Raw genomic sequence first — 24,025 nt, forward strand, 5'->3', positions numbered from 1 at the left:
GGGGCGAATTCATTCGCCCGATGCTGCGTTGATCAAGGCGAATGAATTCGCCCCTACAGGTTTATGCGCTGACCAGCAGCCGCTTGATTTCCGGCACGCAGGAGCCGCAACTGGTGCCGCACTTGAGTTCCTGCTTGAGGCCGTCGAGGTCGAGGCCGCGCTCGATGCCGGCGCGGATCGCGGTATCGCTGACGTTCATGCAGCTGCACACCGTCTTGCTCTTGCAGCCACCGGCGTTGCCCGGCGGCGTGCTCAGCGGGGCGAGCAGCCAGCGGCGCAGCTCGACGTCGGCCTTGCCCTCGCTCCACAGCGCCTTGAGCCAGTCGCGGGCGGCGGTTTCGCCGGCCAGGCGGATGGCGACGATGCGCCCGTCCTCGATGCGTACGCGCTTGCCGACCGTGCGCCGCGGGTCGTCGTAGGCCAGTACCGGACCTTGGTCGAGTCGCAGCAAGGCGTCGATCCGGCCGAACAGCTCGGCTTCCGGCGCCACGGCGCAGGCGGCCTTGATCAGCAGCGCCGGGCGCTCGCGGCCGGTGAGGGTCAGGCTGGCGTAGGCGAACGACTCGAACAGCGGGCGCAGGGCCTCGAAGCGCTCCTGCACCTCGCCCTCGACCAGGGCGAACAGCTGCCAGGGCAGCTCGACCTTGTCCACCTCGACGCCGGCGTGCTTGAGTTCCGGCTGCTTGGACAGCGGATCGAACGCCGGCAGGGTCAGCACGTTGGTGCCCAGGCCCTTGAGGAAGCGGTCGCCCCAGTGCATCGGCAGGAAAGCCTGGCCGGGACGGATGCTGTCGTCGGCCTGCACCGGCAGGATCAGGCTGCCGCGGCGGCTGCGCAGCTTGACCAGATCACCACTGGCCAGGCGCCGGCGCTGCAGTTCGTCCGGGTGCAGGCTGAGCGTGGCCTCCTCGACGTGGCCGAACAGCTGCGCAGCGGTGCCGGTGCGGCTCATACCGTGCCACTGGTCGCGCAGGCGACCGGTGTTGAGGGTCAGCGAATAGCGCGCCTCGCGCTTTTCCTGGGCGGCGCGGTACGGATCGGCGACGAACTGTGCGCGGCCGCTGGCGGTGGGGAACACGCCATCGCCGTACAGGCGCGGCGTGCCGCTGACGGCACCGGCGGGGAACGGCCATTGCTGCGGGCCGAGGTCGTCGAGCAGGGCGTGGCTGATCCCGGACAGGTCCAGGTCGCGGCCGGCGGTGAGCTGCTTGTACTCCTCGAACAGCGCGGCCGGGTCGCTGAAGTCGAACAGGCTGGGCAGGCCGGGGCGCAGGTGGGGTTCCAGGCGGCGGGCGAAGTCGCAGACGATCGCCCAGTCCGGCCGCGCCTCTGCGGGCGCTGGCACGGCGCGGCGCACATGGCTGATGCGCCGCTCGGAGTTGGTCACCGAACCCTCCTTCTCGCCCCAGCTGGCAGCGGGCAGCAGCAGGTCGGCGTAGCGGCAGGTCTCGGTGGTGAAGAAGGCTTCCTGCACCACCACGAACGGGCAGGCAGCCAGGGCCTCGTGAATGCGGGTCTGGTCGGGCATCGACTGCGCCGGGTTGGTACAGGCGATCCACAGCGCCTTGATCTTGCCGACCCTTACGGCCTCGAACAGTTCGACGGCCGACAGGCCGGGCTGCTCGGGCAGGCGGTCGACGCCCCAGTAGCCGGCGACCTCGGCGCGATGCGCGGCATTGCCGGCCTCGCGGTGGCCGGGCAGCAGGTTGCTCAGGCTGCCGGTCTCGCGTCCGCCCATGGCATTGGGCTGGCCGGTGAGGGAGAAGGGACCGGCGCCGACGCGGCCGATCTGTCCGGTGGCCAGGTGCAGGTTGATCAGTGCGCTGTTCTTGGCGCTGCCGGCGCTGGACTGGTTGAGACCCATGCACCAGAGGGACAGGAAAGAGGGCGCCTTGCCGATCAGCTCGGCGCACCGCAGCAGGTCGTCGACGCTGATACCGCAGATGTCGGCAACCGCTGCCGGGGTGTAGTCGCGCACCAGCTTCTTCAGCGCGTCGAAGCCCTCGGTGTGGGCGTCGATGAAGGCGCGGTCGATCCAGCCTTCCCAGAGCAGGATGTGCAGGAGACCGTGGAACAGTGCCACGTCGGTGCCCGGCAGGATCGCCAGGTGCAGGTCGGCCAGCTCGCAGGTGTCGGTGCGCCGCGGGTCGACCACGATCACCTTCATCTCCGGGCGCTGGGCCTTGGCCGCTTCCAGGCGACGGAACAGCACTGGGTGGGCGTAGGCCATGTTGCTACCGGCGATCAGCAGGCAGTCGCTCTGCTCGATGTCCTCGTAGGAGCAGGGCGGGGAGTCGGCGCCCAGGCTGCGCTTGTAGCCGACCACCGCCGAGGACATGCACAGCCGCGAGTTGCTGTCGATGTTGTTGGTGCCGACCAGCGCGCGCGCCAGCTTGTTGAAGGCGTAGTAGTCCTCAGTCAGCAGCTGGCCGGAGATGTAGAAGGCCACGCTGTCCGGGCCGTGCTCGCGGATGGTTTCGGCGAACACGTTGGCGGCGTGGTCCAGCGCGCTGTCCCAGTCGGCGCGCGCGCGGGCCAGACCCTTGCCCAGGCGCAGCTCCGGGTACAGCGCGCGGGCCGCCAGGTCGCCGGTCAGGTGCAGGGTCGAGCCCTTGCTGCACAGGCGGCCGAAGTTGGCCGGATGCGCCGGGTCGCCCTGCACGCCGGTGATGTGCTCGCCGTCGTGCTCGATCAGCACGCCGCAGCCGACGCCGCAGTAGCAGCAGGTGGAGGCGGTGGTCTGGGTGGGCCGAGTCATGGCAGTCGCTCCGTGTGATGCAGGTTGCGGGAGCCGGCAGGTGGCTCCCGCAGGGTCAGGCGCATTCGCCGATGGTCGTCAGGGCCAGCAGCACCCGGCCGTTCTCGACCTTGACCGGGTACTTGTGCGTGCAGCCGACGTCCGGCTCCAGCGCCTCACCGCTCTCCAGGTCGATCTGCCAGTTGTGCAGCGGGCAGGCCACGCGCTTGCCGTAGATCAGCCCCTGGGACAGCGGGCCGCCCTTGTGCGGGCAGCGGTCGTCGAGGGCGAACACTTCATCGACGGAGGTCCTGAACAGGGCGATGTCGCCCTTGGGGCCGGCGACGACGCGCGCGCCGAGCACGTTGATCTCTTCCAGAGCGCAGATATCCAGCCAGTTCATCGGGTGGTCTCCTCAAGGACGACGGGGATGCGCTCGAATTCCTTGCGCAGCGCCGGGGTGGCGCTCTGCTGCTGCCATGGGTCCTGCTCGAAGGACAGCGAGAACAGCAGCCGCGCATGCAGCGCCTGGCGCCTGCCGGCGTCCTCCAGCACCGCCTTCTTGATGTGCTCCAGGCCGACGCGGTGCAGGTAGTGCACGGTGCGCTCCAGGTAGAACGCCTCTTCGCGGTACAGCTGCAGGAAGGACAGGCTGTACTCCATGACCTCCTCGGCGGTCTTGAGCTTGACGAAGAACTCGCCGGCCTCGGTCTTGATCCCGCCGTTGCCGCCGATGTACAGCTCCCAGCCCGAATCCACGCCGATGATGCCGACGTCCTTGATCCCCGACTCGGCGCAGTTGCGCGGGCAACCGGAGACCGCCAGCTTGACCTTGTGCGGCGACCACATGTTGAACAGCGCGTGCTCCAGGTCGATGCCCATCTGCGTCGAGTTCTGCGTGCCGAAGCGGCAGAACTCGCTGCCGACGCAGGTCTTCACGGTACGGATGGACTTGCCGTAGGCGTGGCCGCAGGGCATGTCCAGATCCTGCCAGACGCCCGGCAGGTCTTCCTTCTTGATGCCCAGCAGGTCGATGCGCTGGCCGCCGGTGACCTTGACCATCGGCACGTTGTACTTGTCGGCCACGTCGGCGATGCGCCGCAGCTCGGCGGCGTTGGTCACCCCGCCCCACATGCGCGGTACTACCGAGTAGGTGCCGTCCTTCTGGATGTTGGCGTGGGCGCGCTCGTTGATCAGGCGCGACTGCACGTCGTCTTTGGCCTCGCCCGGCCAGGTGGAAATCAGGTAGTAGTTCAGCGCCGGGCGGCAGGTGGCGCAGCCGTTGGGGGTGCGCCATTCCATGAAGGCCATGGCCTCGGCCATCGAGGTCAGGTGCTGCTCGCGGATCGCCTTGCGCACCTGGCCGTGGTTGTAGTCGCTGCAGCCGCAGATGGCTTTCTCGCTCTTCGGCTTGACGTCAGCCGCGCCGCCGACGGTGCTGATCAGGATCTGCTCGACCAGCCCGGTGCAGGAGCCGCAGGAACTGGCGGCCTTGGTGTGCTTCTTCACCTCGTCGACGCTGAACAGGCCGTTCTCCTGGATGGCCTTGACGATGGTGCCCTTGCACACGCCGTTGCAGCCGCACACTTCCATGTCGTCGGGCATGTTCGCGGTGCTGTGCTGGCCCTGGTGGCCGACGTCGCCGATGGTGTTCTCGCCGAACATCAGGTGGTCGCGGATCTCGCTGATGTTGGCGCGCTCGCGAACCTGGCGGAAATACCAGCCGCCGTCGGCGGTGTCGCCGTACAGGCAGGCGCCGACGAGGATGTCGTCCTTGACCACCAGCTTCTTGTACACGCCACCGATCGGGTCGGAGAGGGTGATGGTCTCGGTGCCTTCCTCGCCCATGAAGTCGCCGGCGGAGAACAGGTCGATGCCGGTCACCTTGAGCTTGGTCGAGGTCACCGAGCCCTTGTACATGCCGATGCCGAACTGGGCCAGATGGTTGGCGCACACCTTGGCCTGCTCGAACAGCGGGGCGACCAGACCGTAGGCGATGCCGCGGTGGCTGGCGCACTCGCCGACGGCGTAGATGCGCGGATCGAAGGTCTGCAGGGTGTCGCTGACCAGGATGCCGCGGTTGCAGGCCAGGCCCGCGCGCTCGGCCAGTTCGGTGTTGGGACGGATGCCGGCGGCCATCACCACCAGGTCGGCGGGGATCACGTCGCCATCCTTGAACTGCGCGGCACAGACCCGGCCTTCGCCGTTGTCGAGCAGCGCGGCGGTGTGGGTGTTGAGGCGGAACTGGATGCCGCGCGTTTCCAGGGCGCTCTGCAGCAGCTGGCCGGCGGTCTGGTCCAGCTGGCGGTCGAGCAGCCAGGAGCCGATGTGCACCACGGTGACGTCCATGCCGCGCAGCTTGAGGCCGTTGGCCGCCTCCAGGCCGAGCAGGCCGCCACCGATCACCAGCGCGTGGCGGTGGGTCTTGGCGGTTTCCATCATCATCTCGGTGTCGGCGATGTCGCGATAGCCGATCACCCCGGCGAGGTCGTTGCCGGGGACCGGCAGGATGAACGGGTTGGAGCCGGTGGCGAGGAGCAGGCGGTCATAGGCGACCTCGCTGCCGTCGGCGGCGATCACCTTGCGGTTGCGGCGGTCGATGTCGACCACCTTGCAGCCGATGCGCAGGTCGATGCCGTTGGCCTTGTACCAGTCGAGGTCGTTGAGCACGATCTCCTCGAAGGTCTGTTCGCCGGCCAGCACCGGGGAGAGCAGGATGCGGTTGTAGTTGGGATGCGGCTCGGCGCCGAACACGGTGATGTCGTACATGTCCGGCGCGAGCTTGAGCAGCTCCTCCAGGGTGCGTACCCCGGCCATGCCATTGCCGACCATCACCAGTTTGAGCTTGTTCATGGTTTATCTCCCGTCGCGCAAACCGCCCCGCGAAAAATAAAAAAGGCGCCCTGCCGTTGCCAGCAGGACGCCTTTGTCCGATCCCGAATCGCTCGGGAAGCGCCTCCCTCGCCGTTGAGGGTTGCGCTCGATGAATTGTGCGAAGTTCTAATGCAGGTGCTGTGCCAACTTGCTGGAGGTGGCGGTTTGGCCGGGTTTTCGGGAGTTGCCGAGCGCTCCCGTCAGGCTTTTCGGCACCGCTTCGAGGCGGATTGCCTCGTTATGGTGCGCGCGCTGGCGCCGCTCGAGAGAGTCGTGCGCCAGGCGTGGCTGGTGGCGGTAGCTTCAGCACGCTTCGCGCTGCGCTTCCCGCAAGCCATGGAAGCTGGCGAACGTCTCGACAGGCTGGCGCTCGCTCTGCAGCCAGTTCTCCGGCGCCTCGTTGTCGCCATGGCCGAGGGCGATGCCGCACACGAGGATCTCATCGTCGCCCAGCGGCAGATGGCGGCGCACCACGTCGTGGAAGGGGGCAAACGCGGCCTGGGCGCAGGTATGCAGCTGCTGGCCGCGCGCGGCGATCAGGATGTTCTGGATGAACATGCCGACATCCAGGTAGCTGCCGGTGTTGAGGCGTCGGTCGAGGGTCACCAGCAGGCCGACCGGCGCATCGAAGAACTGGTAGTTGCGCAGCATCTGCTGCTCGCGCCGCTGATGGTCGTCGCGCTCGATGCCGAGCTGCTCGTAGAGGGCGAAGCCGTTGCGGCGGCGGCGTTCCCGGTAGGGCTCGACCCATTGGGTGGGGTAGTAGGTGTATTCGGCCTGGTGGCGCTCCGGCTCTTCGCGCGCCGCTTGCAGGATGTCGCGGCACAGCGCCTCGCGGATCTCGCCGCCGACCACGTAGACACGCCAGGGCTGGATGTTGTTGCCGCTGGGCGCCCGGGAGGCGACCTTGAGGATGTGGCGGACCACCTCCGGGGATACTCCCGTGGGCAGGAAGCGGCGTACCGACTTGCGGGACTGGATGGCGTGATCGACGTGCATGCGGATGTTCCTCGTTATGGATGACTTGGCCCGGCTGCGCTCATGCGGGTGAGAGGAGACGGCCTGGCCGGTGGGCCAGGCCGCGGCGGATCACCAGATCTTCAGGGTGTAGTTGACGATCACGCGGTTCTCGTCGAGGTCGGTAGTGTGGCTGCCGCGATAGGCGACGTTGCGCAGGCGCAGGCCGACGTTCTTCAGCGGTCCGCTCTGGATCACATAGCCGAGGTCGATGTCGCGTTCCCACTCCTTCGCTTCGTTGCCGCGGATCTCGAAGTTGTCGCCGCTGACGTAGCGGGTCATCAGGGTCAGGCCTGGGACGCCGAGGGCGGCGAAGTCGTAGTCGTAGCGGACCTGCCAGGAGTCTTCCTTGGCGCGCAGGAAGTGGTGGAAGGTCACGGTGTTCAGCGCCCAGGGGTCGGTGCCGCCGCCGATGAACGGCATGCCGGTGTCGCCGCTCTGGTCCTGGTAGGCGACGCCCAGGGCATGGCCCTTGAGGGCGAGGGTAAACATGCCGCCGAGGTTGCGGTTGTCGACCGTGGTGTTGCCTTCCTCGCTGCTGTCGAAGTAGCGGATGTCGGACTTGAAGGTCAGGCCCTCGGCCAGCGGCTGGCTGTACAGCAGGTTGCCGTAGTGCTGGTTGTAGTTGTCCTCCAGCTCGGCATAGAAGTAGGTGGCGGTCAGGTTGGCCAGCGGCGCGAAGCCGGCGCCGGCGTAGTTGAAACGATCGCTCTTCACGCCGCCGCGGGAGCCGTCGGCGAACATGGTCATGTCCTGGTAGTCGGTCGAGTCGCGCAGGCGGGTGCTGCGGAACTGGCCGGCGGTCAGGGTCAGCTTGTCGATGTCCTTGGAGACCAGTTGCGCGCCCTCGAAGGTCTGCGGCAGCAAGCGGGTGTCGTTGCGATAGGCCACCGGCAGCAGCGGCTCGTGGGTGCCGACGGTGAGCACGCTCTGGGCGAGCCTGGCCTTGGCGGTCAGGCCGAGAAAGCTGAACTCGTCGGCCACTTCGCCGTCGCGCTGCACCAGCAGGGCGCCGGTACGGCTGGTGCCGCCGCCGGAGTCCAGCTTGATGCCGAGCAGGCCGAGGGCGTCGACGCCGACGCCCACCGTGCCCTCGGTGAAGCCCGAGTTGTAGCGCAGCATGAAGCCCTGGCCCCATTCCTCGGCCTTGTTCTGGGTCACGCCCTTGTCGTCCTCGCGAAAGTCGCGGTTCATGTAGAAGTTGCGTGCGCTGAGGCTCAGCTGGCTGTCTTCGACGAAGGCGGCCTGAGCGGCGACGGGCAGCAGACAGCCGCACAGCGACAGCAGGGGGAGGGTATGGAAGCCCGGAAGTGGCTTTTTGGACATGCTGATTACCTTTCCTTGTTGTTGTTTGGGATTTTCAACGCAGGTTGCGACGGACGAACTTCTGCACGTAGCCGACCAGGCCGTCGCGGAACAGCAGGACGCAGAGCACGAAGATCGTGCCGAGGATCGTCCCCATCCAGCTGCCGAGGACGCTGCCGCCGAGCACGTGGTGCAGCCAGACCACCAGGCTGGAGCCGACCACCGGGCCGAGCAGGGTGCCGACGCCGCCGAGCAGGGTCATGAGGATCACCTCGCCGGACATGTGCCAGTGCGCATCGGTCAGCGAGGCGAACTGGAACACCACGGTCTTGGTCGCGCCGGCCAGGCCGGCGATGCCGGCGGAGATGACGAAGGCCAGCAGCTTGTAGGCGGCGACGTTGTAGCCGAGCGAGATGGCGCGCGGTTCGTTCTCGCGGATGGCGTAGAGCACCTGACCGAACGGCGAGTTGACCGTGCGGCGGATCAGCAGGTAGCCGGACAGGCAGATCGCCAGCACGAAGTAGTACATCGCCAGGTCGTTCTTCAGATCGATCAGGCCCAGCAGCTTGCCGCGAGGCACCCCGTGCATGCCGTTCTCGCCGCCGGTGAAGGGCGCCTGCAGGTAGATGAAGAAGGTCATCTGCGCCAGCGCCAGGGTGATCATCGCGAAGTAGATTCCCTGGCGGCGGATCGCCAGCAGGCCGAACAGCAGGCCGAGCAGGGTGGCGGCCGCGGTGCCACCGAGGATGCCCAGTTCCGGCGTCAGGCCGCTGTAGCGGGTCAGCAGGAAGCCGGTGATGTAGCCGCCGGTGCCGAGGAACGCGGCGTGGCCGAAGGACAGCAGGCCGACGTAGCCGAGCAGCAGGTTGAAGGCGCAGGCGAACAGGGCGAAGCAGAGGATCTTCATCAGGAAGATCGGGTAGGCGACGAAGGGCGCCACCAGGGCGATGGCCAGCAGGGCCAGGCCCAGCTGCAGCTGCCGGCGCTGCCGGGAAGCCTGCAGGGTATCCGGATAGAGGGTCGAGGTCGTCATGGTCAGGCTCCCTTGCCGAACAGGCCGTTGGGTTTGAGCAGCAGCACCATCACCATCACCGCGAAGATCACGGTGGTGGCGGCCTGCGGATAGATCACCTTGGTCAGCCCCTCGATCAGGCCCATGGCCAGCCCGGTGACCACCGCGCCGACGATCGAGCCCATGCCGCCGATCACCACCACGGCGAACACCACGATCAGCAGGTTGGCGCCCATGGTGGGTGACACGCTGTACAGCGGCGCGGCCAGCACGCCGGCGAAGGCGGCCAGCGCCGCGCCGAAGCCGTAGGTCAGGGTGATCAGGAAGGGGATGTTGATGCCGAAGCCCTGCATCAGTTGCGGGTTCTCGGTGCCGGCGCGCAGGTAGGCGCCCAGGCGGGTCTTCTCGATGACGAACCAGGCGGCGAGGCAGACCGCCAGGGCCGCGACTATCACCCAGGCGCGGTACAGCGGCAGGTGCATGAAGCCGAGGTTGACCGCGCCGCGGAACACTTCCGGGGTCGGGTAGGCGTTGCCCGAGCTGCCATAGAGGTTGGTGAACAGGTTCTGCATGATCAGCGCCAGGCCGAAGGTCAGCAGCAGGCTGTACAGGTGATTCTGGTTGGCGATCGGGCGCAGCAGAAAGCGCTCCAGCAAGCAGCCGGACAGGCCGACCAGCACCGGTACCAGGATCAGCGCGGCCCAGTAGTCGATGCCGAAGTGGCGCGACAGCAGCAGGGCGACGAAGGCGCCGAGCATGTACTGCGCGCCATGGGCGAAGTTGATCACCTTGAGCAGCCCGAAGATGATCGCCAGGCCCAGGCTCAGCAGCGCGTAGAAGGCGCCGTTGATCAGGCCCAGCATCAGCTGGCCGAGCAGCGCCGCGGTGGGTATGTCGAATAGCGTCATAGCGTGTTCTCCGTCCTGCAGGGAGGCGCGGATGACGGCGCGCGGGCCGTCATCCGGGTGAGGTCACGTGGAGGTCAGGACTTGCCGGCCAGCTTGGTGTCGACCAGCTTGCACTTGCTTTCCGAGAGCGGACGGAAGGCCTCGTCGCCGGGGATGCTGCGCACGATCTTGTACAGATCCCATTCGCCGGTGGACTCGGCCGGGGTCTTCACCTGCACCAGCGACATGTCGTAGACCATGCGGCCGTCCTCGCGGATGCGGCCGTTGTTGGTGAACATGTCGTTCACCGGGGTCGCCAGCATCTGCTTGCGCACGACCTGCGCCTCGTCGCTGCCGGTGTCCTTGATCGCCTGCAGGTAGTGGCGGGTGCTGGAGTAGATGCCCGCCTGGACCATGGTCGGCATGCGCTTGGTGCGCTCGAAGAAGCGCTTGGCCCAGGCGCGGCTCTCCTCGTCCTGGTCCCAGTACCAGCCGGTGGTCAGCTGCATGCCCTGGGTGGCCTCGAGGCCGAGGGCGTGCACGTCGCTGATGAACACCATCAGGCCGGCCAGGCGCTGACCCGAGTCGGTCAGGCCGAACTGCTTGGCGGTGGTGATGGCGTTGACCGTGTCGGAGGCGGCGTTGGCCAGGCCGATGACCTTGGCGCCCGAGCTCTGCGCCTGCAGGATGTAGGACGAGAAGTCGCTGGAGGCCAGCGGGTGACGGGCCTTGCTCACCACCTTGCCGCCGGCGGCGAGCACGGTGCGTTCGACGTCGGCCTCCATGGCGTGACCGAAGGCATAGTCGGCGGCGAGGATCGACCAGCTGTCGCCACCTTCCTTGACGATGGCCTTGGCGGTGCCGTTGGCCATGGCGTAGGTGTCGTACACCCAGTGGACGTGGTTGGGCGTGCAGTATTCGTTGGTGATCGCCGAGGACGCCGAGATCGACACCAGGCCGAAGCGGTTGGTGTCTTCGAGGATGCGCGTCACGGCGATGGTCACCGCCGAGGAGACCAGGCCGGCGACCACGTCGACCTTGCCCTGGTCGATCCACTCGCGGGTGGTGTTGGCGCCGACATCCGGGCTGTTGCGGTCGTCGGCGCTGCGCACCACGATCTTCGCGCCGTTGACCTGCCCACCGAAGTCCTCGACGGCCATGTTCAGCGCCTCCAGGCCGCCCGGGCCGCCGAGGTCGCGGTAGGCGCCGGACATGTCGGCCAGATAGCCGATGCGAATTTCCTTGTCGCTGATCTCGGCGTGGGCGCCTGCGGCGGTGATCATGGCCAGTGCGGCAACCAGGGGTTTTATTGTTGTTTTCACCAGCAATTCCTCGTTTTGGTGGTTTTTCAGGCGCAGAAAGCCTCTGGCCTGAGGTTTCAGGCCGATTGCTACGGACGGTTATCGCGGTTGTGGCAACCGGGCCGGAATCTTGGCTGTGCGCTAGACGCCCAGTTGCCGATGCAGCAGATCCATCTTGCCGGGCAGCTCTGCCGCGCTGATCTCCTCGGCGATGCGGCCGTGCTCGATCAGGTAGTGGCGGTCGGCCAGCGGCGCGGCGAAGCGGAAGTTCTGCTCCACCAGGATGATGGTCAGCCCCCGCTCCTTGAGCTTGACCAGCACCTCGGCCAGCTTCTGCACGATCACCGGGGCCAGGCCCTCGGTGATCTCGTCGAGCAGCAGCAGGTTGGCGCCGGTGCGCAGGATGCGGCCCATCGCCAGCATCTGCTGTTCGCCGCCGGACAACCGGGTGCCCTGGCTACGGCGGCGCTCGTAGAGGTTGGGGAACATCGCGTAGATCTCGTCGAGGCTCATGCCGCCGCTGCGCACCGTGGGCGGCAGCAGCAGGTTCTCCTCGACGTCGAGGCTGGCGAAGATGCCGCGCTCCTCCGGGCAGTAGCCGGCGCCCAGGCGCGGGATGCGGAAGGCGGGCAGGCGGGTGGTTTCCCGGCCGTTGACCATGATCGAGCCGGTGCGCCGGCCGACCATGCCCATGATCGACTTGAGGATGGTGCTGCGCCCGGCGCCGTTGCGGCCGAGCAGGGTGACCAGTTCGCCGCGGTTCACCTTCATGTCGATGCCATGGAGGATGTGCGATTCGCCGTAGAAGGCGTGCACGTTGTCCAGACGCAGCTGTTCGATCGGCGTGGCGTGCAACTCAGACATGCGCGGCCTCCTTGCCCATGTAGGCTTCGCGGACCTGCGGATTGGCGGACACCGCCGGGTAGTCGCCCTCGGCCAGCACCTTGCCGCGGGCCAGCACGGTGATGCGGTCGCACAGGCTGCTGACCACCTGCAGGTTGTGCTCGACCATCAGCACGGTGCGGCCGACCGCCGCCTTGCGGATCAGCTCGACCACCCGCTCGACGTCTTCGTGGCCCATGCCCTGGGTCGGCTCGTCGAGCAGCATCACCTGCGGGTCCAGGGCCAGGGTGGTGGCTAGCTCCAGGGCGCGCTTGCGGCCGTAGGGCAGTTCGACGGTCTTGCGCGTGGCGAAGCCCTGCAGGTCGACTTCTTCCAACAACTGCATGGCGCGCTGGTTGAGCCGGTCGAGGCTGCTGGCCGGCTTCCAGAAGTGGAACGAGGTGCCCAGCGGACGCTGCAGCGCCACGCGCACGTTCTCCAGCACGCTCATGTGGCCGAACACGGCCGAGATCTGGAACGAGCGCACCAGTCCCTGGCAGGCGATCTGGTTGGGCGCCAGCGTGCCGATGGCCTTGCCCCGGTAGAGCACTTCGCCGCGGGTGGCCGGCAAAAAGCGGGTCAGCAGATTGAAGAAGGTGGACTTGCCGGCGCCATTGGGGCCGATCAGGGCATGGATATGCCCCTGCTGCACCTGGAGATCGACCGAGTCCACGGCGGTGAAGCCATTGAACTCCTTGGTCAAACCCCGGGTTTCGAGGACGACATTGCTCATCGGATACCTTTCCTGCCAGGTGTTGATTGTTGTTGTTCATCCGGCACCGCGCCTGAGGCGCGGGTAACGCTGCGGCCGGGGCCGCGTACGCAGGTGAGGATCCGTGGTGCGTCCTGCGTACCGAGCTATTGCAACTGCTGTTCCTGTTCCTGTTCGTGGCCCTCCAGCGGCTCCAGTTGCACCTTGGCCAGGTCGGCCTGCAGCTTGTTGAGAAAGTGCAGCAGGCTCACGCTGTCGTCGAAACCCATGCCGCTCAGGGCCTGCTGGTAGAACGCGTAGATCCGCGGCTGCAGGGTTTCCCAGTAGGCCTGGCCCTGTTCAGTCAACTGCACCAGACGGGCGCGGCCGTCGTCCGGGTGTGGCACGCGGAGCACGTGGTTGTCGCGCTCCATGCGCTTGAGCACGCCATCCAGACTCTGCCGGCTGACCACCAGGTACTCGGTCAACTGGTTGAACGAGATGCCCTGCTCGTAGCCCGGGCGGGACAGGGCGCCGAGCACCGCCCACTGCACGGTGCTGATGCCCATCTCGTTCTGCACCTGGCGCTGCAGGATGTTCCCCGTCTGGAACAGGCGGAAGAACAGTCTGTTCGCCACACCCTTGGATGCGTTGTCGGTCATTTCGATTCCTTTTGTCCCGGTAAGCCTGGTTTGGCCGCGGTGGCTCCAGACATGCCGGGGCAGTCGGGAGTCACTTGGGTACGTATTCGCGGGCGATGATATTTTTCATGATCTGCGCGGTGCCGTCACCGATCTGCAGGCCGAGCACGTCGCGCAGGCGCTGGGCGAACGGCAGGTCCTCGCCGTAGCCGGTGTGGCCATGGGCCAGCAGGCACTGGTTGATGGTGTCATAGGCCAGCTTCGGCCCCCACCACTTGTTCATGGCGGCTTCGGGGTTGTGCGGCATGCCGTTGTCCTTCAGCCACAGCGCGTAGTAGCACTGCAGGCGCGCCGCCTGGACGAAGGTCTGGAACTCGGCCAGCGGGTGGGTCAGGCCCTGGAAGGCGGCCAGCGGCTGGCCGAAGGCCTGGCGCTCGGTGAGCCACTGCCAGGTTTCGTCCAGCGACTGCTGGGCCAGAGCCAGGCACTGCAGGCCGATCAGCGCGCGGCTGTAGTCGAAGCCCTGCATGACCTGCTTGAAGCCCTTGCCCTCATCGCCGAGGCGATGGCTGGCCGGCACCTCGACGTTGTCGAAGAAGATCGAGCCACGGCCGATGGCGCGCTGGCCGGCGTCCTCGAAACGGGTGGTGCTGATGCCTTTGCTGTTCATCGGTACGAGGAAGGCGCTGATGCCGTTGGCGCGCGACTCCTGGGTGCCGGTACGGGCGAACACCACCGCCACGTCGGCCTGGTCGGCCATGGAGATCGAGGTCTTCTCGCCGTTGAGCACGTAGACGTCACCGCGGCGCTCGGCCTTCAGGCGCAGGCTAGCGGCGTCGGAACCGCCGCTCGGCTCGGTGAGGGCGATGCACACCACCTTGCGCCCGGCGGTGATTTCGGCGAGCCACTCTCGGGCCAGCTCAGGCTGGGCGTGCTGGGCGATGATCTGCCCGTTGAGCGAAGTCAGCAGCGGGATGTAGCCGACGTTGAAGTCGCCCCTGGAAATCTCTTCGATGATGATGCCGGCGGTGACGCAGTCCAGACCGCTGCCGCCGAATTCTTCCGGCAGTTCGCCGCCGAGCAGGCCCATCTCACCCATCTGCTGGATGACGGCGCGCTCGATGTTGCCTTCGCGGTCGCGCTGGCGATAGCCGGGGGCGAGCACGTCGGCGCTGAAGCGGGCAACGCTTTCCCGGATGGCGTTTTGTTGTTCGTTGAATCCGAAATTCATGATTCTCTCCGAGCCTGGTCTGGGGTCTGCGCCGGCAGCGCGAGGGCTGCCGGCGCCAGGGCGTTAGCGGTAGAACTTGCGGAAGTCCGGCTTGCGCTTTTCCTTGAACGCGGCGGTGCCTTCCTTGGCCTCGTCGGTGTCGTAGTACAGGCTCAGGGCCTGCATGCCGAGACCGCCGATGCCGGCGATGTTCTCGCTGTCGGCATTGAACGAGCGCTTGGCGATCGACAGGGCGGTCGGGCTCTTCTCGAGAATCTCGTCACACCACTTCTGCACTTCGGCATCCAGCTCCTCGTGCGGCACCACGGCGTTGACCAGGCCCCAGTCCAGCGCTTGCTGGGCGCTGTACTTGCGGCACATGTACCAGACCTCGCGGGCGCGTTTCTCGCCGATCACGCGGGCCAGGTAGGCGGTGCCGAAGCCCGGGTCGACCGAACCGACCTTCGGGCCGACCTGGCCGAAGATGGCTTTGTCGGAGGCGATGGACAGGTCGCAGACAACGTGCAGCACGTGACCGCCGCCGATGGCGAAACCGTTGACGCGGGCGATCACCGGCTTGGGTACGGCGCGGATCAGGCTCTGCAGTTCCTCGACCGGCAGGCCGATCAGGCCGCGGCCGTCGTACTGGCCGGCGTGTGCGCCCTGGTCGCCACCGGTGCAGAACGCCTTGTCGCCGGCGCCGGTGAATACGATGACGCCGATGGCCTTGTTCCAGCCGGCGCGGTTGAAGGCGTCGATCAGCTCCAGGCAGGTCTGGCCGCGAAAGGCGTTGTAGCGCTCCGGGCGGTTGATGGTGATGGTGGCGACGCCATCGACTTCGGTGTACAGAATGTCTTCGTAGTTCATGGGTGAATTCTCCTGGTTAGCCGGCCATGGTCAGGCCGCCGGACACGCTGATGACCTGTCCGGTGATGAAGTTGGCGTCGTCGCTGGCGAGCAGGGCGATGATCCCCGGGTAGTCTTCCGGCTGGCCGAGGCGGCGCATCGGCACGGCGTTCTTGAAGGCTTCCAGCAGTTTTTCCGGGTTGTTCGAGGTGTCCGCCACCGCCTTGAGCAACGCGGTGTCGGTCGGACCCGGGCAGACCACGTTGAAGTTGACGTTCTTGGTCGCCAGCTCGCGCGCCAGGGTCTTGGAGAGGCCGACCAGGCCGGCCTTGCAGGCGGCGTACACGGCTTCGCCGGAGGAGCCGACGCGGGCGGCGTCGGAGGCGACGTTGATCACCTTGCCACCACCGGCGGCGAGCATCTTCGGCAGGACCACGTGGTGCATGTTCAGTGCGCCGGTCAGGTTGATGGCGATCAGCTGTTCCCACATGGCCGGCTCGGTCTTGAGGAACGGCATGAAGCGGTCGAAGCCGGCGTTGTTGACCAGCACGGTGGGCACGCCCAGCTCTGCCTCGATGGCCGCCACGGTGCTGACGATGGCCGCGTAGTCGGTGATGTCCGCCGCATAGGCGCGGGCCTTGCCACCGGCCTCGACGATCAGGTCGACGGTGGTTTGCGCGGCGCCGGCGTCGCGGTCGAGCACCGCCACCAGGCTGCCTTCCTCGGCAAAGCGCTGGCAGACCGCGCGGCCGATGCCGCCGCCGCCGCCGGTGACAATTACGGTTTTTCCATTCAGACCTTTCATCGCTTGTCTCTCTTTTGTCGGATGATTGCGCACGCTGGGGCGGGGCTCAGGCATGGCTCGCCTGACCCTGGAAGATGTCCCTGGCCATGTCCCGCAGCTTGAATTTCTGGATCTTGCCGGACGGGGTGCGCGGCAGCGCCGCCAGCACCTCGAGGTATTCGGGCAGGTACTGGCGGGTGAATTTCTGCTCCACCAGGTAGTCGGTCACGTCCTTCAGGGTCAGCGTGGCGCTGCTGTCGTGCAGGGTGACGTAGGCGCACAGGCGTTCGCCGAGGCGCTCATCGGGCGCGCCGACCAGGGCGACGGCCTGGATCGCCGGGTGCTTGTAGAGGGTGTTCTCGATGTCGGCGATCGGCAGGTTCTCGCCGCCGCGGATCACTACGTCCTTGCTGCGCCCGGTGATGCGGATGTAGCCGGTCGCGTCCTTGCGGGCGATGTCGCCGGTGGCGAACCAGCCCTCGTTATCCAGCTGGTACATGTCCGGCTGGCGGAAGTAGCCGACGCACTGGCTGGCGCCGCGCACCAGCAGGTCGCCTTCCTCGCCGGCGGGCTGTTCGTGGCCCTCGCCGTCGACGATCTTCACCTGCATGTAGGGCAGGGCCACGCCGTCGGAGTGCACCGCGGTGGTCTGCGGGTCCTCGGGGCGGGTGGTGGTCACCGCGCCGTTCTCGGTCATGCCCCAGGCCGAGATGACCTTGGTGCCTTGCATCACGCTGGCGGCCTTTTCCACCAGGGCGCCGGGAATCGGCGCGCCGGCGGAGATGAAGGTCTTCAGCGAGGCCTGCTGCTCGCGTTCATCGCGGGCGATGTCCACCAGGTCGGCGAGGAAGGGCGTCGAGCCCAGGGTCAGGGTGCAGCCTTCCTCGGCGACTACCCTTGCGGCGAACGCCGGCTCCCAGACGTCCTGCAGGATGGCGGTGGCGCCCAGGTAGACCGGCAGCATCAGGCCATAGAGGAAGCCGAGCTGGTGGGCCAGCGGTGAGGGCATCAGGATGATGTCGGTTGCGGACAGGCCCTGGCGCTCGCTGAACGGCCGGATGTTGCTCAGCAGGGTGTTGGAGGTGTGCATCACCCCCTTGGGCTTGCCGGTGGTGCCGGAGGTGTACAGCAGTTGCACAACCTCGTCGGCGCTCGGCCGGCGTTCGGCGAACAGCCTGGCGGTGTCGACTTCCTCTTCCCAGGCGCGCTGCAGCAGCACCTGCTCGAAGGACTGCTCGTCGTCGCTGTCGATCACCAGCACGTGCTTGAGGTCCGGCAGCTCGCTGCGCAGGCCCTGCAGCATGGCTTGGTGGTCGAAGTGGCGGAAGATTTTGGGGACCACCACTACCTTGCTCTGGGCGTGGGCGAGCATGTACTGCATCTCGTGCTCGCGGAAGATCGGCATCAGTGGGTTGCACACCGCGCCGATGCGCACGCAGGCCAGGAACAGCGCGCTCATCTGCCACCAGTTGGGCAGCTGGCAGGACACCACGTCGCCTTTCTCGACCCCCAGCGCCGCCAGGCCGGCGGCCATGCGGGTGATGCGCCGGTCCAGCTCGCTGTAGCTCATGGCGCTACGGTCGCCGGCATGCACCCGGTAACCCACCAGGGCAGTCTTCTGCGGTGTTTTTGTGACCGCCATCTCCAAGTAATCCGTAATGATCATGTCATTCCAGGCGCCGCATGCGTACATCTCGGTACGCCGCCCTTCGTGCATGTTTGTTGTTATTTTCATGCATATCCTCACTTTAAAGAGGTTTTCGGTTTTGTTACGGCTTGCCACTGCGTTCCAGCTGGTTTCCAAGATAGGCCAGGCAATTTTGATATGTCAACATGTTGTCTTTATTTTTCGGTGGGACTATTCTCGGGTCACGGCTCGGAAATGACGGCGAGCCGAGAGTCAAGCGCGAAACCTTGCCGGTCGGTGTGATCAGGCACGACAAGAACAAGAAGCTGACCCGGACCTGATGGGCTCGGGAGCTGCAGAGGAGCAGGTCATGGAGTTCGATAACATCCAGATAGAGGTCCAGGGGGCGGTCGGTCTGATCCGCCTGCATCGGCCAGAGGTCTACAACGCGCTGAACGGCGCGCTGATGCGCGAGCTGGGTGCCGCCTTGCGTCTTTTCGAGCGTGAAACGGACATTCGCTGCATGGTCATCACCGGCAGCGACAAGGCCTTCGCCGCGGGTGCGGACATCTCCGAGCTGCAGTTCAAGACCTTCTCCGACGTCTATCTGGAGAACTTCGTGACCGCCAGCTGGGAGGAGGTGACCCGCTGCCGCAAGCCGGTGATCGCTGCGGTGGCTGGGTTGGCGCTGGGCGGTGGCTGCGAGCTGGCGATGATGTGCGACTTCATCATCGCCGCCGACAACGCCCGCTTCGGCCAGCCGGAGGTCAAGGTCGGCACCATGCCGGGCGCCGGTGGCACCCAGCGGCTGACCCGCGCCATCGGCAAGGCCAAGGCCATGGACATGTGCCTGACCGGACGCACCCTGGATGCCCAGGAAGCGTTGAGCTACGGCCTGGTCAGCCGGGTGGTGCCGTTGGACCGGCTGCTGGACGAGGCACTGACCGCCGCCGCGCAGATCGCCAGCTACTCCGGCATGGCGGTGCGCCTGAACAAGGAGGCGGTCGACCGCGCCTTCGAGACCACCCTCGCCGAGGGCGTGGAGTTCGAGCGTCGCCTGATGCACGCCAGCTTCGGTTCCGAGGACCAGAAGGAAGGCATGCAGGCCTTCGTGCAGAAGCGCAAGCCGCTGTGGCGGCACCGCTGAGCCGCACGCTGCACCGACTCCGCCGCACAACAACAAGAACGCAGGCCCACGAGCCTGCAGGAGCTGAACAATGCCATCCCCAGTGCAGTTCTCCCGCCAGGGCGCCATCGCCCTGATCACGGTCGACAATCCCCCGGTCAACGCCCTCGGCCACGCCCTGCGCGCCGCCCTGCTGGAGGCCTTCCGCGCGGCCGAAACCGACGACGCGGTGCAGGCTGTGGTGCTCTGCTGCGCCGGCCGCACCTTCATCGCCGGGGCGGACATCCGCGAGTTCGGCCAGACCCCGCAGGCGCCACTGCTACCGGAGCTGGTCGAGGCCATCGAGGCGTGCAGCAAGCCCAGCGTCGCCGCGATCCACGGCTCGGCCCTCGGCGGCGGGCTGGAAGTGGCCATGGCCTGCCACTACCGCATCGCCCGCGACGACGCGGCCATCGGTCTGCCGGAAGTCCGGCTCGGACTGATCCCCGGCGCCGGCGGCACCCAGCGCCTGCCGCGCCTGGTCGGCGTGGCCCGCGCCCTGCGCATGATCACCAGCGGCGCGGCCATCGGCACCGCCGAGGCGCTGGCCTGCGGGCTGGTCGACGACTGGTTCGAAGGTGAGGCGCAGGCCGCCGGGCTGGCCTTCGCCGCGCGCCTGCTGGCCGAGCAGCGCGGACCGCGGCGCAGCGGCGAGCGCCGCGACCAGCTGCAGGCCGACGACGTTGCGGGGCTGTTCGCCGCCAAGCGCGCCGAGGTGGAGCAGCAGATGCCCGGATCGTTCGCGGCGCAGCGCGCCATCGCCGCCATCAAGGCCGCCACCCGGCTGCCGCTGGCCGAGGGCCTCAAGCGCGAGCGCGCGCTGTTCGAGGAGTGCCTGCAGTCGCCGCAGCGCGCCGCGCTGGTGGAAGCCTTCTTTGCCGAGCGCGCCGCGCGCAAGGCTCAATCGGCCGCCTGATCCCAGTCACCGCGGGCGGCCCCGCCGCCATCAATCGAGGAGTCTCCATGGACATCAACTACAGCGCGGAAGAACTCGCCTTCCGCGACCAGGTGCGCGAGTTCCTGCGCGCCGAACTGCCCGCGGACATCGCCGAGCGGGTGCGCCTCGGCAAGCACCTGAGCAAGAACGACCACCAGCGCTGGCAGCGCATCCTCAATACCCGCGGCTGGTATGCCGCCAACTGGCCGGTGGAGTTCGGTGGCACCGGCTGGAGCGTGGTGCACAAGCACATCTTCGAGGAGGAGTGCGCCGCCTTCGGTGCGCCGCGGCTGATCTCCTTCGGCGTCAACATGGTCGCCCCGGTGATCATCAAGTTCGGCAGCGCCGAGCAAAAGGCCTACTACCTGCCGCGCATCCTCGACGGCAGCGACTGGTGGTGCCAGGGCTACTCCGAGCCGGGCGCCGGTTCCGACCTGTCCTCACTGAAGACCCGCGGGGTGCGCGAGGGCGACCACTACGTGGTCAACGGCCAGAAGACCTGGACAACCCTCGGCCAGCACGCCAACAAGATCTTCTGCCTGGTGCGCACCGACCCGCAGGCCCAGCAGCAGCGCGGCATTTCCTTCCTGCTGATCGACATGGCCACGCCCGGCATCAGCGTGCGGCCGATCATCACCCTCGATGGCGAGCACGAGGTCAACGAGGTGTTCTTCGACAACGTGCGGGTGCCGGTGGCCAACCTGGTCGGCGAGGCGAACCAGGGCTGGACCTGCGCCAAGTACCTGCTCAGCCACGAACGCACCGGCCAGGCCGGCATCGGCATCTCCAAGGCCGCGCTGGCCCACCTCAAGCAGGTCGCCGCCCGCGAGGGGCGCCTCGACGACCCGCTGCTGCGCGCGCAGATCGCCGAGGTGGAGATGCAGCTGATGGCCATCGAGGTCAGCACCCTACGCATCCTCGCCGCTGCCCAGGCCGGCGGTGTGCCGGGCGCGGAAAGCTCGATCCTCAAGATCAAGGGCTCGGAAATCCGCCAGGCGATCAGCCACCTGCTGCGCAAGGTCATCGGCCCCTGCGCGCTGCCGTTCCTCGAGGACGAGCTGGATCCGGCGTTTGCCGGTGCGCCGCTGCACGCCGACTACGCCGCCGGCCCGGCCAGCCAGTACTTAAACCTGCGCAAGCTGTCGATCTACGGCGGCTCCAACGAAATCCAGAAGAACATCATCGCCAAGATGATCCTCGATCTGTAGGAGAGCACCCCATGGACTTCAAATTGACCGAAGAGCAGCAGATGCTGCAGGACACCGTGGCCCGTCTGGTGCGCGACAGCTACGGCTTCGAGCAGCGCGAGCATTTCTACCGCAGCGAGCCCGGATTCAGCCGCGAGTTCTGGCAGCAGTTGGGCGAGCTGGGCCTCTGCGGCATGCCCTTCAGCGAGGCCCACGGCGGCTTCGGCGGCAGCGGCGTGGACAACATGCTGATCATGACCGAGCTGGGCCGCGGCCTGTGCCTGGAGCCCTACCTGCAGTCGCAGATCCACGCCGGCGGCCTGCTCCAGCAGCTGGGCAGCGTCGAGCAGCTCGAACGGCTGCTGCCGGTGTTGATCAGCGGCGAGCTGCAGCTGGCGGTCGCCCTAGAGGAGCGGCAGAGCCACTACCAGCTACTCGACGTGCAGACCCGCGCCGAGCGGGTCGACGGTGGCTGGGAGCTGAGCGGGCGCAAGGTGGTGGTGATCGGCGGGCACAGCGCCGGGATGCTGCTGGTCTCGGCGCGTACGCGCGGCGAAGCGCGCGACGAGCAGGGCATCTCGCTGTTTCTGGTCGATCCCCAGGCCGAGGGACTGAGCCGCAAGGTCTACCCGACCATCGACGGCCCTAAGGCCTGTGACCTGTTCCTCGAGCGCGTGCTGGTACGCGATACCGATCTGCTCGGCGAGCCGGGCCAGGCGCTGGCGGCGCTGCGCTACCAGCAGGGCCGCGCCATCGCCGCCCAGTGCGCCGAGGCCATCGGCAGCATGCAGGAGGCCTGCCAGCTGACCCTCGACTACCTGAAGACCCGCCAGCAGTTCGGCAAGCCGATCGGCAAGTTCCAGGCCCTGCAGCACCGCATGGTCGACATGCGTACCGAACTGGAACTGGCCACTTCCATGGCCATCCTCGCCGCCTGCGTGGCAGACCAGGCCGACAGCCTGGAGCGCAGCCGGCGCCTGGCCGCCGCCAAGTTCATCGTCACCCGCGCCGCGCGCTTCATCGCCGAGCAGGCGATCCAGCTGCACGGCGGCATCGGCATGACCTGGGAATACAACCTGGCCCACCACGCCAAGCGCCTGGTAATGCTCAGCCACCAGCTGGGCGATGACGACCATCACCTGAGTGCCTACGCCGAGCTGCTGCACAGCGCCTGAATTCCACCCAAGACCCGAGGACAACAAGATGAAGATACTGGTCGCGGTAAAAAGAGTGGTCGACTACAACGTCAAGGTCCGCGTCAAGGCGGACGGCTCCGGCGTCGACCTCGCCAACGTCAAGATGGCGATGAACCCCTTCTGCGAGATCGCCGTGGAAGAAGCGGTGCGCCTCAAGGAGAAGGGCATCGCCAGCGAGGTGGTGGTGGTCAGCATCGGCAGCAGTGCTGCCCAGGAACAGCTGCGCACCGCGCTGGCCCTCGGCGCCGACCGCGCCGTGCTGGTGGAAAGCAATGACGAGCTGGGCCCGCTGGCCGTCGCCAAGTTGCTCAAGGCCGTGGTGGATAAAGAGCAGCCGCAGCTGGTGATCCTCGGTAAGCAGGCCATCGACAGCGACAACAACCAGACCGGGCAGATGCTCGCCGCGCTCTGCGGCTTCGCCCAGGGCACCTTCGCCTCCAGGGTGGAGGTCGCCGGCGATCAGCTCAACGTCACCCGCGAGATCGACGGCGGCCTGCAGACCGTCGCGCTCAAGCTGCCCGCCATCGTCACCACCGACCTGCGCCTCAACGAGCCGCGCTACGCATCCTTGCCCAACATCATGAAGGCCAAGAAGAAGCCGCTCGATGTGGTCACTCCCGATGCGCTGGGCGTGTCCACCGCCTCCACGGTGAAGGTGCTCAAGGTCGAGGCGCCGGCCGCACGCAGCGCCGGGATCAAGGTTGGCTCGGTCGCCGAGCTGGTGGAAAAACTCAAGAACGAAGCGAAGGTGATCTGATGGCCATCCTGGTACTCGCAGAGCACAACAACGCCGCCCTGGCCGCGGCGACCCTGAACACTGTGTCCGCTGCCCAGCAGATTGGTGGTGATATCCATGTGCTGGTCGCCGGTGCTGGTTGCGCCGCGGTGGCCACCGCCGCCGCCCAGGTCGCCGGCGTGGCCAAGGTACTGGTTGCCGACCACGCCGCCTATGCCAACCAGCTGCCGGAAAATCTCGCGCTGCTGATTGCCGAGCTGGGCAAGAATTACAGCCACGTGCTGGCCGCCGCCACCACCAACGGCAAGAACGTCCTGCCGCGCGTGGCCGCGCTGCTCGACGTCGATCAGATCTCCGAGATCGTCAAGGTTATCGACGCCGACACCTTCCAGCGGCCGATCTATGCCGGCAACGCCATCGCCACCGTGCAGTCCAGCGCGGCGGTCAAGGTGATCAGCGTGCGCGGCACCGGCTTCGACGCCGTGGCCGCCAGCGGTGGCTCGGCCAGCATCGAGGCCATCGCCAGCGTCACTGATGCCGGCATCTCCGCCTTCGTCGGCGAGGAAGTCGCCAAGTCCGAACGTCCCGAGCTGACTTCCGCCAAGGTCATCGTCTCCGGCGGCCGCGGCATGCAGAACGGTGACAACTTCCAGCTGCTCTACGGCGTTGCCGACAAGCTCGGCGCCGCCGTCGGTGCCTCGCGCGCGGCGGTGGATGCCGGTTTCGTGCCCAACGACATGCAGGTCGGCCAGACCGGCAAGATCGTCGCGCCGCAGCTGTACATCGCCGTGGGCATCTCCGGTGCCATCCAGCACCTGGCCGGCATGAAGGACTCCAAGGTGATCGTGGCGATCAACAAGGACGAGGAGGCGCCGATCTTCCAGGTGGCCGACTACGGTCTGGTTGGCGACCTGTTTGAGGCGGTGCCGGAGCTGGAAGCCCAGCTCTGAGCCGACACGATCTGACCGCCCGGCCGGGCGGTCATCCAGC

Annotated in this window: 19 protein-coding genes and 2 pseudogenes; 6 read left to right on the forward strand and 15 right to left on the reverse strand. The window is 67.0% G+C overall.

Annotated elements, in window-relative coordinates; genetic code table 11:
* Positions 1–9 precede the first annotated feature (9 nt).
* From BMZ19_RS05645 to BMZ19_RS05715, 15 genes and pseudogenes are all read right to left on the reverse strand, one after another.
* Positions 10–2,758, reverse strand: a pseudogene (locus tag BMZ19_RS05645) (nitrate reductase).
* 55 nt (positions 2,759–2,813) lie between these two features.
* Positions 2,814–3,140 (reverse strand): nitrite reductase small subunit NirD, encoded by a 327-nt coding sequence (gene nirD, locus BMZ19_RS05650; RefSeq protein WP_090308133.1) that lies wholly within the window; start codon positions 3,138–3,140, stop codon positions 2,814–2,816.
* The gene (nirB, locus tag BMZ19_RS05655) at positions 3,137–5,590 is read right to left on the reverse strand and encodes a nitrite reductase large subunit NirB (protein ID WP_090308136.1); all 2,454 of its coding nucleotides are present in this window, start codon (positions 5,588–5,590) and stop codon (positions 3,137–3,139) included. The genes nirD and nirB overlap by 4 nt, the downstream gene beginning before the upstream one ends.
* A 324-nt stretch (positions 5,591–5,914) precedes the next feature.
* Complete coding sequence (locus BMZ19_RS05660) at positions 5,915–6,610, reverse strand: nitroreductase (RefSeq protein WP_090308141.1); 696 nt, start codon at positions 6,608–6,610, stop codon at positions 5,915–5,917.
* Positions 6,611–6,700: 90 nt separating this feature from the next.
* Positions 6,701–7,954, reverse strand: a complete 1,254-nt coding sequence (locus tag BMZ19_RS05665; RefSeq protein ID WP_090308144.1) for an OprD family porin — start codon at positions 7,952–7,954, stop codon at positions 6,701–6,703.
* A 34-nt stretch (positions 7,955–7,988) separates the two neighbouring features.
* Positions 7,989–8,966 (reverse strand): branched-chain amino acid ABC transporter permease, encoded by a 978-nt coding sequence (locus tag BMZ19_RS05670; protein WP_090308148.1) that lies wholly within the window; start codon positions 8,964–8,966, stop codon positions 7,989–7,991.
* A gap of 2 nt (positions 8,967–8,968) precedes the next feature.
* Positions 8,969–9,853, reverse strand: coding sequence for a branched-chain amino acid ABC transporter permease (locus tag BMZ19_RS05675; protein WP_090308151.1), 885 nt, complete (start codon positions 9,851–9,853; stop codon positions 8,969–8,971).
* A 74-nt stretch (positions 9,854–9,927) separates the two neighbouring features.
* The gene (locus BMZ19_RS05680) at positions 9,928–11,115 is read right to left on the reverse strand and encodes an ABC transporter substrate-binding protein (protein ID WP_090308154.1); all 1,188 of its coding nucleotides are present in this window, start codon (positions 11,113–11,115) and stop codon (positions 9,928–9,930) included.
* A gap of 159 nt (positions 11,116–11,274) precedes the next feature.
* The gene (locus tag BMZ19_RS05685; protein ID WP_090308156.1) at positions 11,275–11,997 is read right to left on the reverse strand and encodes an ABC transporter ATP-binding protein; all 723 of its coding nucleotides are present in this window, start codon (positions 11,995–11,997) and stop codon (positions 11,275–11,277) included.
* Positions 11,990–12,748 carry an ABC transporter ATP-binding protein gene (locus BMZ19_RS05690; protein WP_090308158.1) on the reverse strand — a complete coding sequence of 253 codons (759 nt, stop codon included), beginning with the start codon at positions 12,746–12,748 and terminating at the stop codon, positions 11,990–11,992. Before BMZ19_RS05690 ends, BMZ19_RS05685 begins: the two co-directional genes overlap by 8 nt.
* Before the next feature lie 125 nt (positions 12,749–12,873).
* The gene (locus BMZ19_RS05695) at positions 12,874–13,368 is read right to left on the reverse strand and encodes a MarR family winged helix-turn-helix transcriptional regulator (protein ID WP_090308161.1); all 495 of its coding nucleotides are present in this window, start codon (positions 13,366–13,368) and stop codon (positions 12,874–12,876) included.
* A gap of 70 nt (positions 13,369–13,438) precedes the next feature.
* Complete coding sequence (gene aliB / locus BMZ19_RS05700; RefSeq protein WP_090308164.1) at positions 13,439–14,578, reverse strand: cyclohexanecarboxyl-CoA dehydrogenase; 1,140 nt, start codon at positions 14,576–14,578, stop codon at positions 13,439–13,441.
* Positions 14,579–14,641: 63 nt separating this feature from the next.
* Entirely contained in the window at positions 14,642–15,424 is a 783-nt protein-coding gene (locus BMZ19_RS05705) for an enoyl-CoA hydratase-related protein (RefSeq protein ID WP_090308167.1), read from the reverse strand.
* A gap of 16 nt (positions 15,425–15,440) precedes the next feature.
* Positions 15,441–16,208, reverse strand: coding sequence for an SDR family NAD(P)-dependent oxidoreductase (locus BMZ19_RS05710; protein WP_090308171.1), 768 nt, complete (start codon positions 16,206–16,208; stop codon positions 15,441–15,443).
* A 46-nt stretch (positions 16,209–16,254) separates the two neighbouring features.
* Positions 16,255–17,829, reverse strand: coding sequence for an AMP-binding protein (locus BMZ19_RS05715; protein WP_244517106.1), 1,575 nt, complete (start codon positions 17,827–17,829; stop codon positions 16,255–16,257).
* Positions 17,830–18,184: 355 nt separating this feature from the next.
* On the opposite strand from BMZ19_RS05715, the gene BMZ19_RS05720 reads away from it, so the two are divergent.
* From BMZ19_RS05720 to BMZ19_RS05745, 6 genes and pseudogenes are all read left to right on the forward strand, one after another.
* A complete protein-coding gene (locus BMZ19_RS05720) occupies positions 18,185–18,961 on the forward strand; it encodes an enoyl-CoA hydratase (RefSeq protein WP_090308176.1) in 777 nt (258 codons plus the stop codon).
* 70 nt (positions 18,962–19,031) lie between these two features.
* Positions 19,032–19,877 (forward strand): annotated as a pseudogene (locus tag BMZ19_RS05725) (enoyl-CoA hydratase-related protein); the annotation flags it as partial.
* A 65-nt stretch (positions 19,878–19,942) separates the two neighbouring features.
* Positions 19,943–21,124: an acyl-CoA dehydrogenase family protein gene (locus BMZ19_RS05730; protein WP_090308181.1), complete on the forward strand. Its 1,182-nt coding sequence runs from the start codon at positions 19,943–19,945 to the stop codon at positions 21,122–21,124.
* A gap of 11 nt (positions 21,125–21,135) precedes the next feature.
* Positions 21,136–22,278, forward strand: coding sequence for an acyl-CoA dehydrogenase family protein (locus BMZ19_RS05735; protein WP_090308184.1), 1,143 nt, complete (start codon positions 21,136–21,138; stop codon positions 22,276–22,278).
* Between the two features lie 28 nt (positions 22,279–22,306).
* Positions 22,307–23,056 carry an electron transfer flavoprotein subunit beta/FixA family protein gene (locus tag BMZ19_RS05740; RefSeq protein WP_090308188.1) on the forward strand — a complete coding sequence of 250 codons (750 nt, stop codon included), beginning with the start codon at positions 22,307–22,309 and terminating at the stop codon, positions 23,054–23,056.
* Positions 23,056–23,985 carry an electron transfer flavoprotein subunit alpha/FixB family protein gene (locus tag BMZ19_RS05745; RefSeq protein WP_090308191.1) on the forward strand — a complete coding sequence of 310 codons (930 nt, stop codon included), beginning with the start codon at positions 23,056–23,058 and terminating at the stop codon, positions 23,983–23,985. The genes BMZ19_RS05740 and BMZ19_RS05745 overlap by 1 nt, the downstream gene beginning before the upstream one ends.
* Positions 23,986–24,025: the final 40 nt, after the last annotated feature.

It is taken from the genome of Pseudomonas linyingensis, assembly GCF_900109175.1.
GTDB lineage: Bacteria > Pseudomonadota > Gammaproteobacteria > Pseudomonadales > Pseudomonadaceae > Geopseudomonas > Geopseudomonas linyingensis.

Coding starts and splice junctions, on each gene's coding strand:
- BMZ19_RS05710 (WP_090308171.1), bottom strand. CDS start 16,208: ATGAAAGGTCTGAATGGAAAAACCGTAATTGTCACCGGCGGCGGCGGC.
- BMZ19_RS05735 (WP_090308184.1), top strand. CDS start 21,136: ATGGACTTCAAATTGACCGAAGAGCAGCAGATGCTGCAGGACACCGTG.
- BMZ19_RS05660 (WP_090308141.1), bottom strand. CDS start 6,610: ATGCACGTCGATCACGCCATCCAGTCCCGCAAGTCGGTACGCCGCTTC.
- aliB (WP_090308164.1), bottom strand. CDS start 14,578: ATGAATTTCGGATTCAACGAACAACAAAACGCCATCCGGGAAAGCGTT.
- nirD (WP_090308133.1), bottom strand. CDS start 3,140: ATGAACTGGCTGGATATCTGCGCTCTGGAAGAGATCAACGTGCTCGGC.
- BMZ19_RS05720 (WP_090308176.1), top strand. CDS start 18,185: ATGGAGTTCGATAACATCCAGATAGAGGTCCAGGGGGCGGTCGGTCTG.
- BMZ19_RS05665 (WP_090308144.1), bottom strand. CDS start 7,954: ATGTCCAAAAAGCCACTTCCGGGCTTCCATACCCTCCCCCTGCTGTCG.
- BMZ19_RS05715 (WP_244517106.1), bottom strand. CDS start 17,829: ATGGCGGTCACAAAAACACCGCAGAAGACTGCCCTGGTGGGTTACCGG.
- nirB (WP_090308136.1), bottom strand. CDS start 5,590: ATGAACAAGCTCAAACTGGTGATGGTCGGCAATGGCATGGCCGGGGTA.
- BMZ19_RS05705 (WP_090308167.1), bottom strand. CDS start 15,424: ATGAACTACGAAGACATTCTGTACACCGAAGTCGATGGCGTCGCCACC.
- BMZ19_RS05745 (WP_090308191.1), top strand. CDS start 23,056: ATGGCCATCCTGGTACTCGCAGAGCACAACAACGCCGCCCTGGCCGCG.
- BMZ19_RS05670 (WP_090308148.1), bottom strand. CDS start 8,966: ATGACGACCTCGACCCTCTATCCGGATACCCTGCAGGCTTCCCGGCAG.
- BMZ19_RS05680 (WP_090308154.1), bottom strand. CDS start 11,115: ATGATCACCGCCGCAGGCGCCCACGCCGAGATCAGCGACAAGGAAATT.
- BMZ19_RS05685 (WP_090308156.1), bottom strand. CDS start 11,997: ATGTCTGAGTTGCACGCCACGCCGATCGAACAGCTGCGTCTGGACAAC.
- BMZ19_RS05740 (WP_090308188.1), top strand. CDS start 22,307: ATGAAGATACTGGTCGCGGTAAAAAGAGTGGTCGACTACAACGTCAAG.
- BMZ19_RS05675 (WP_090308151.1), bottom strand. CDS start 9,853: ATGACGCTATTCGACATACCCACCGCGGCGCTGCTCGGCCAGCTGATG.
- BMZ19_RS05730 (WP_090308181.1), top strand. CDS start 19,943: ATGGACATCAACTACAGCGCGGAAGAACTCGCCTTCCGCGACCAGGTG.
- BMZ19_RS05695 (WP_090308161.1), bottom strand. CDS start 13,368: ATGACCGACAACGCATCCAAGGGTGTGGCGAACAGACTGTTCTTCCGC.
- BMZ19_RS05690 (WP_090308158.1), bottom strand. CDS start 12,748: ATGAGCAATGTCGTCCTCGAAACCCGGGGTTTGACCAAGGAGTTCAAT.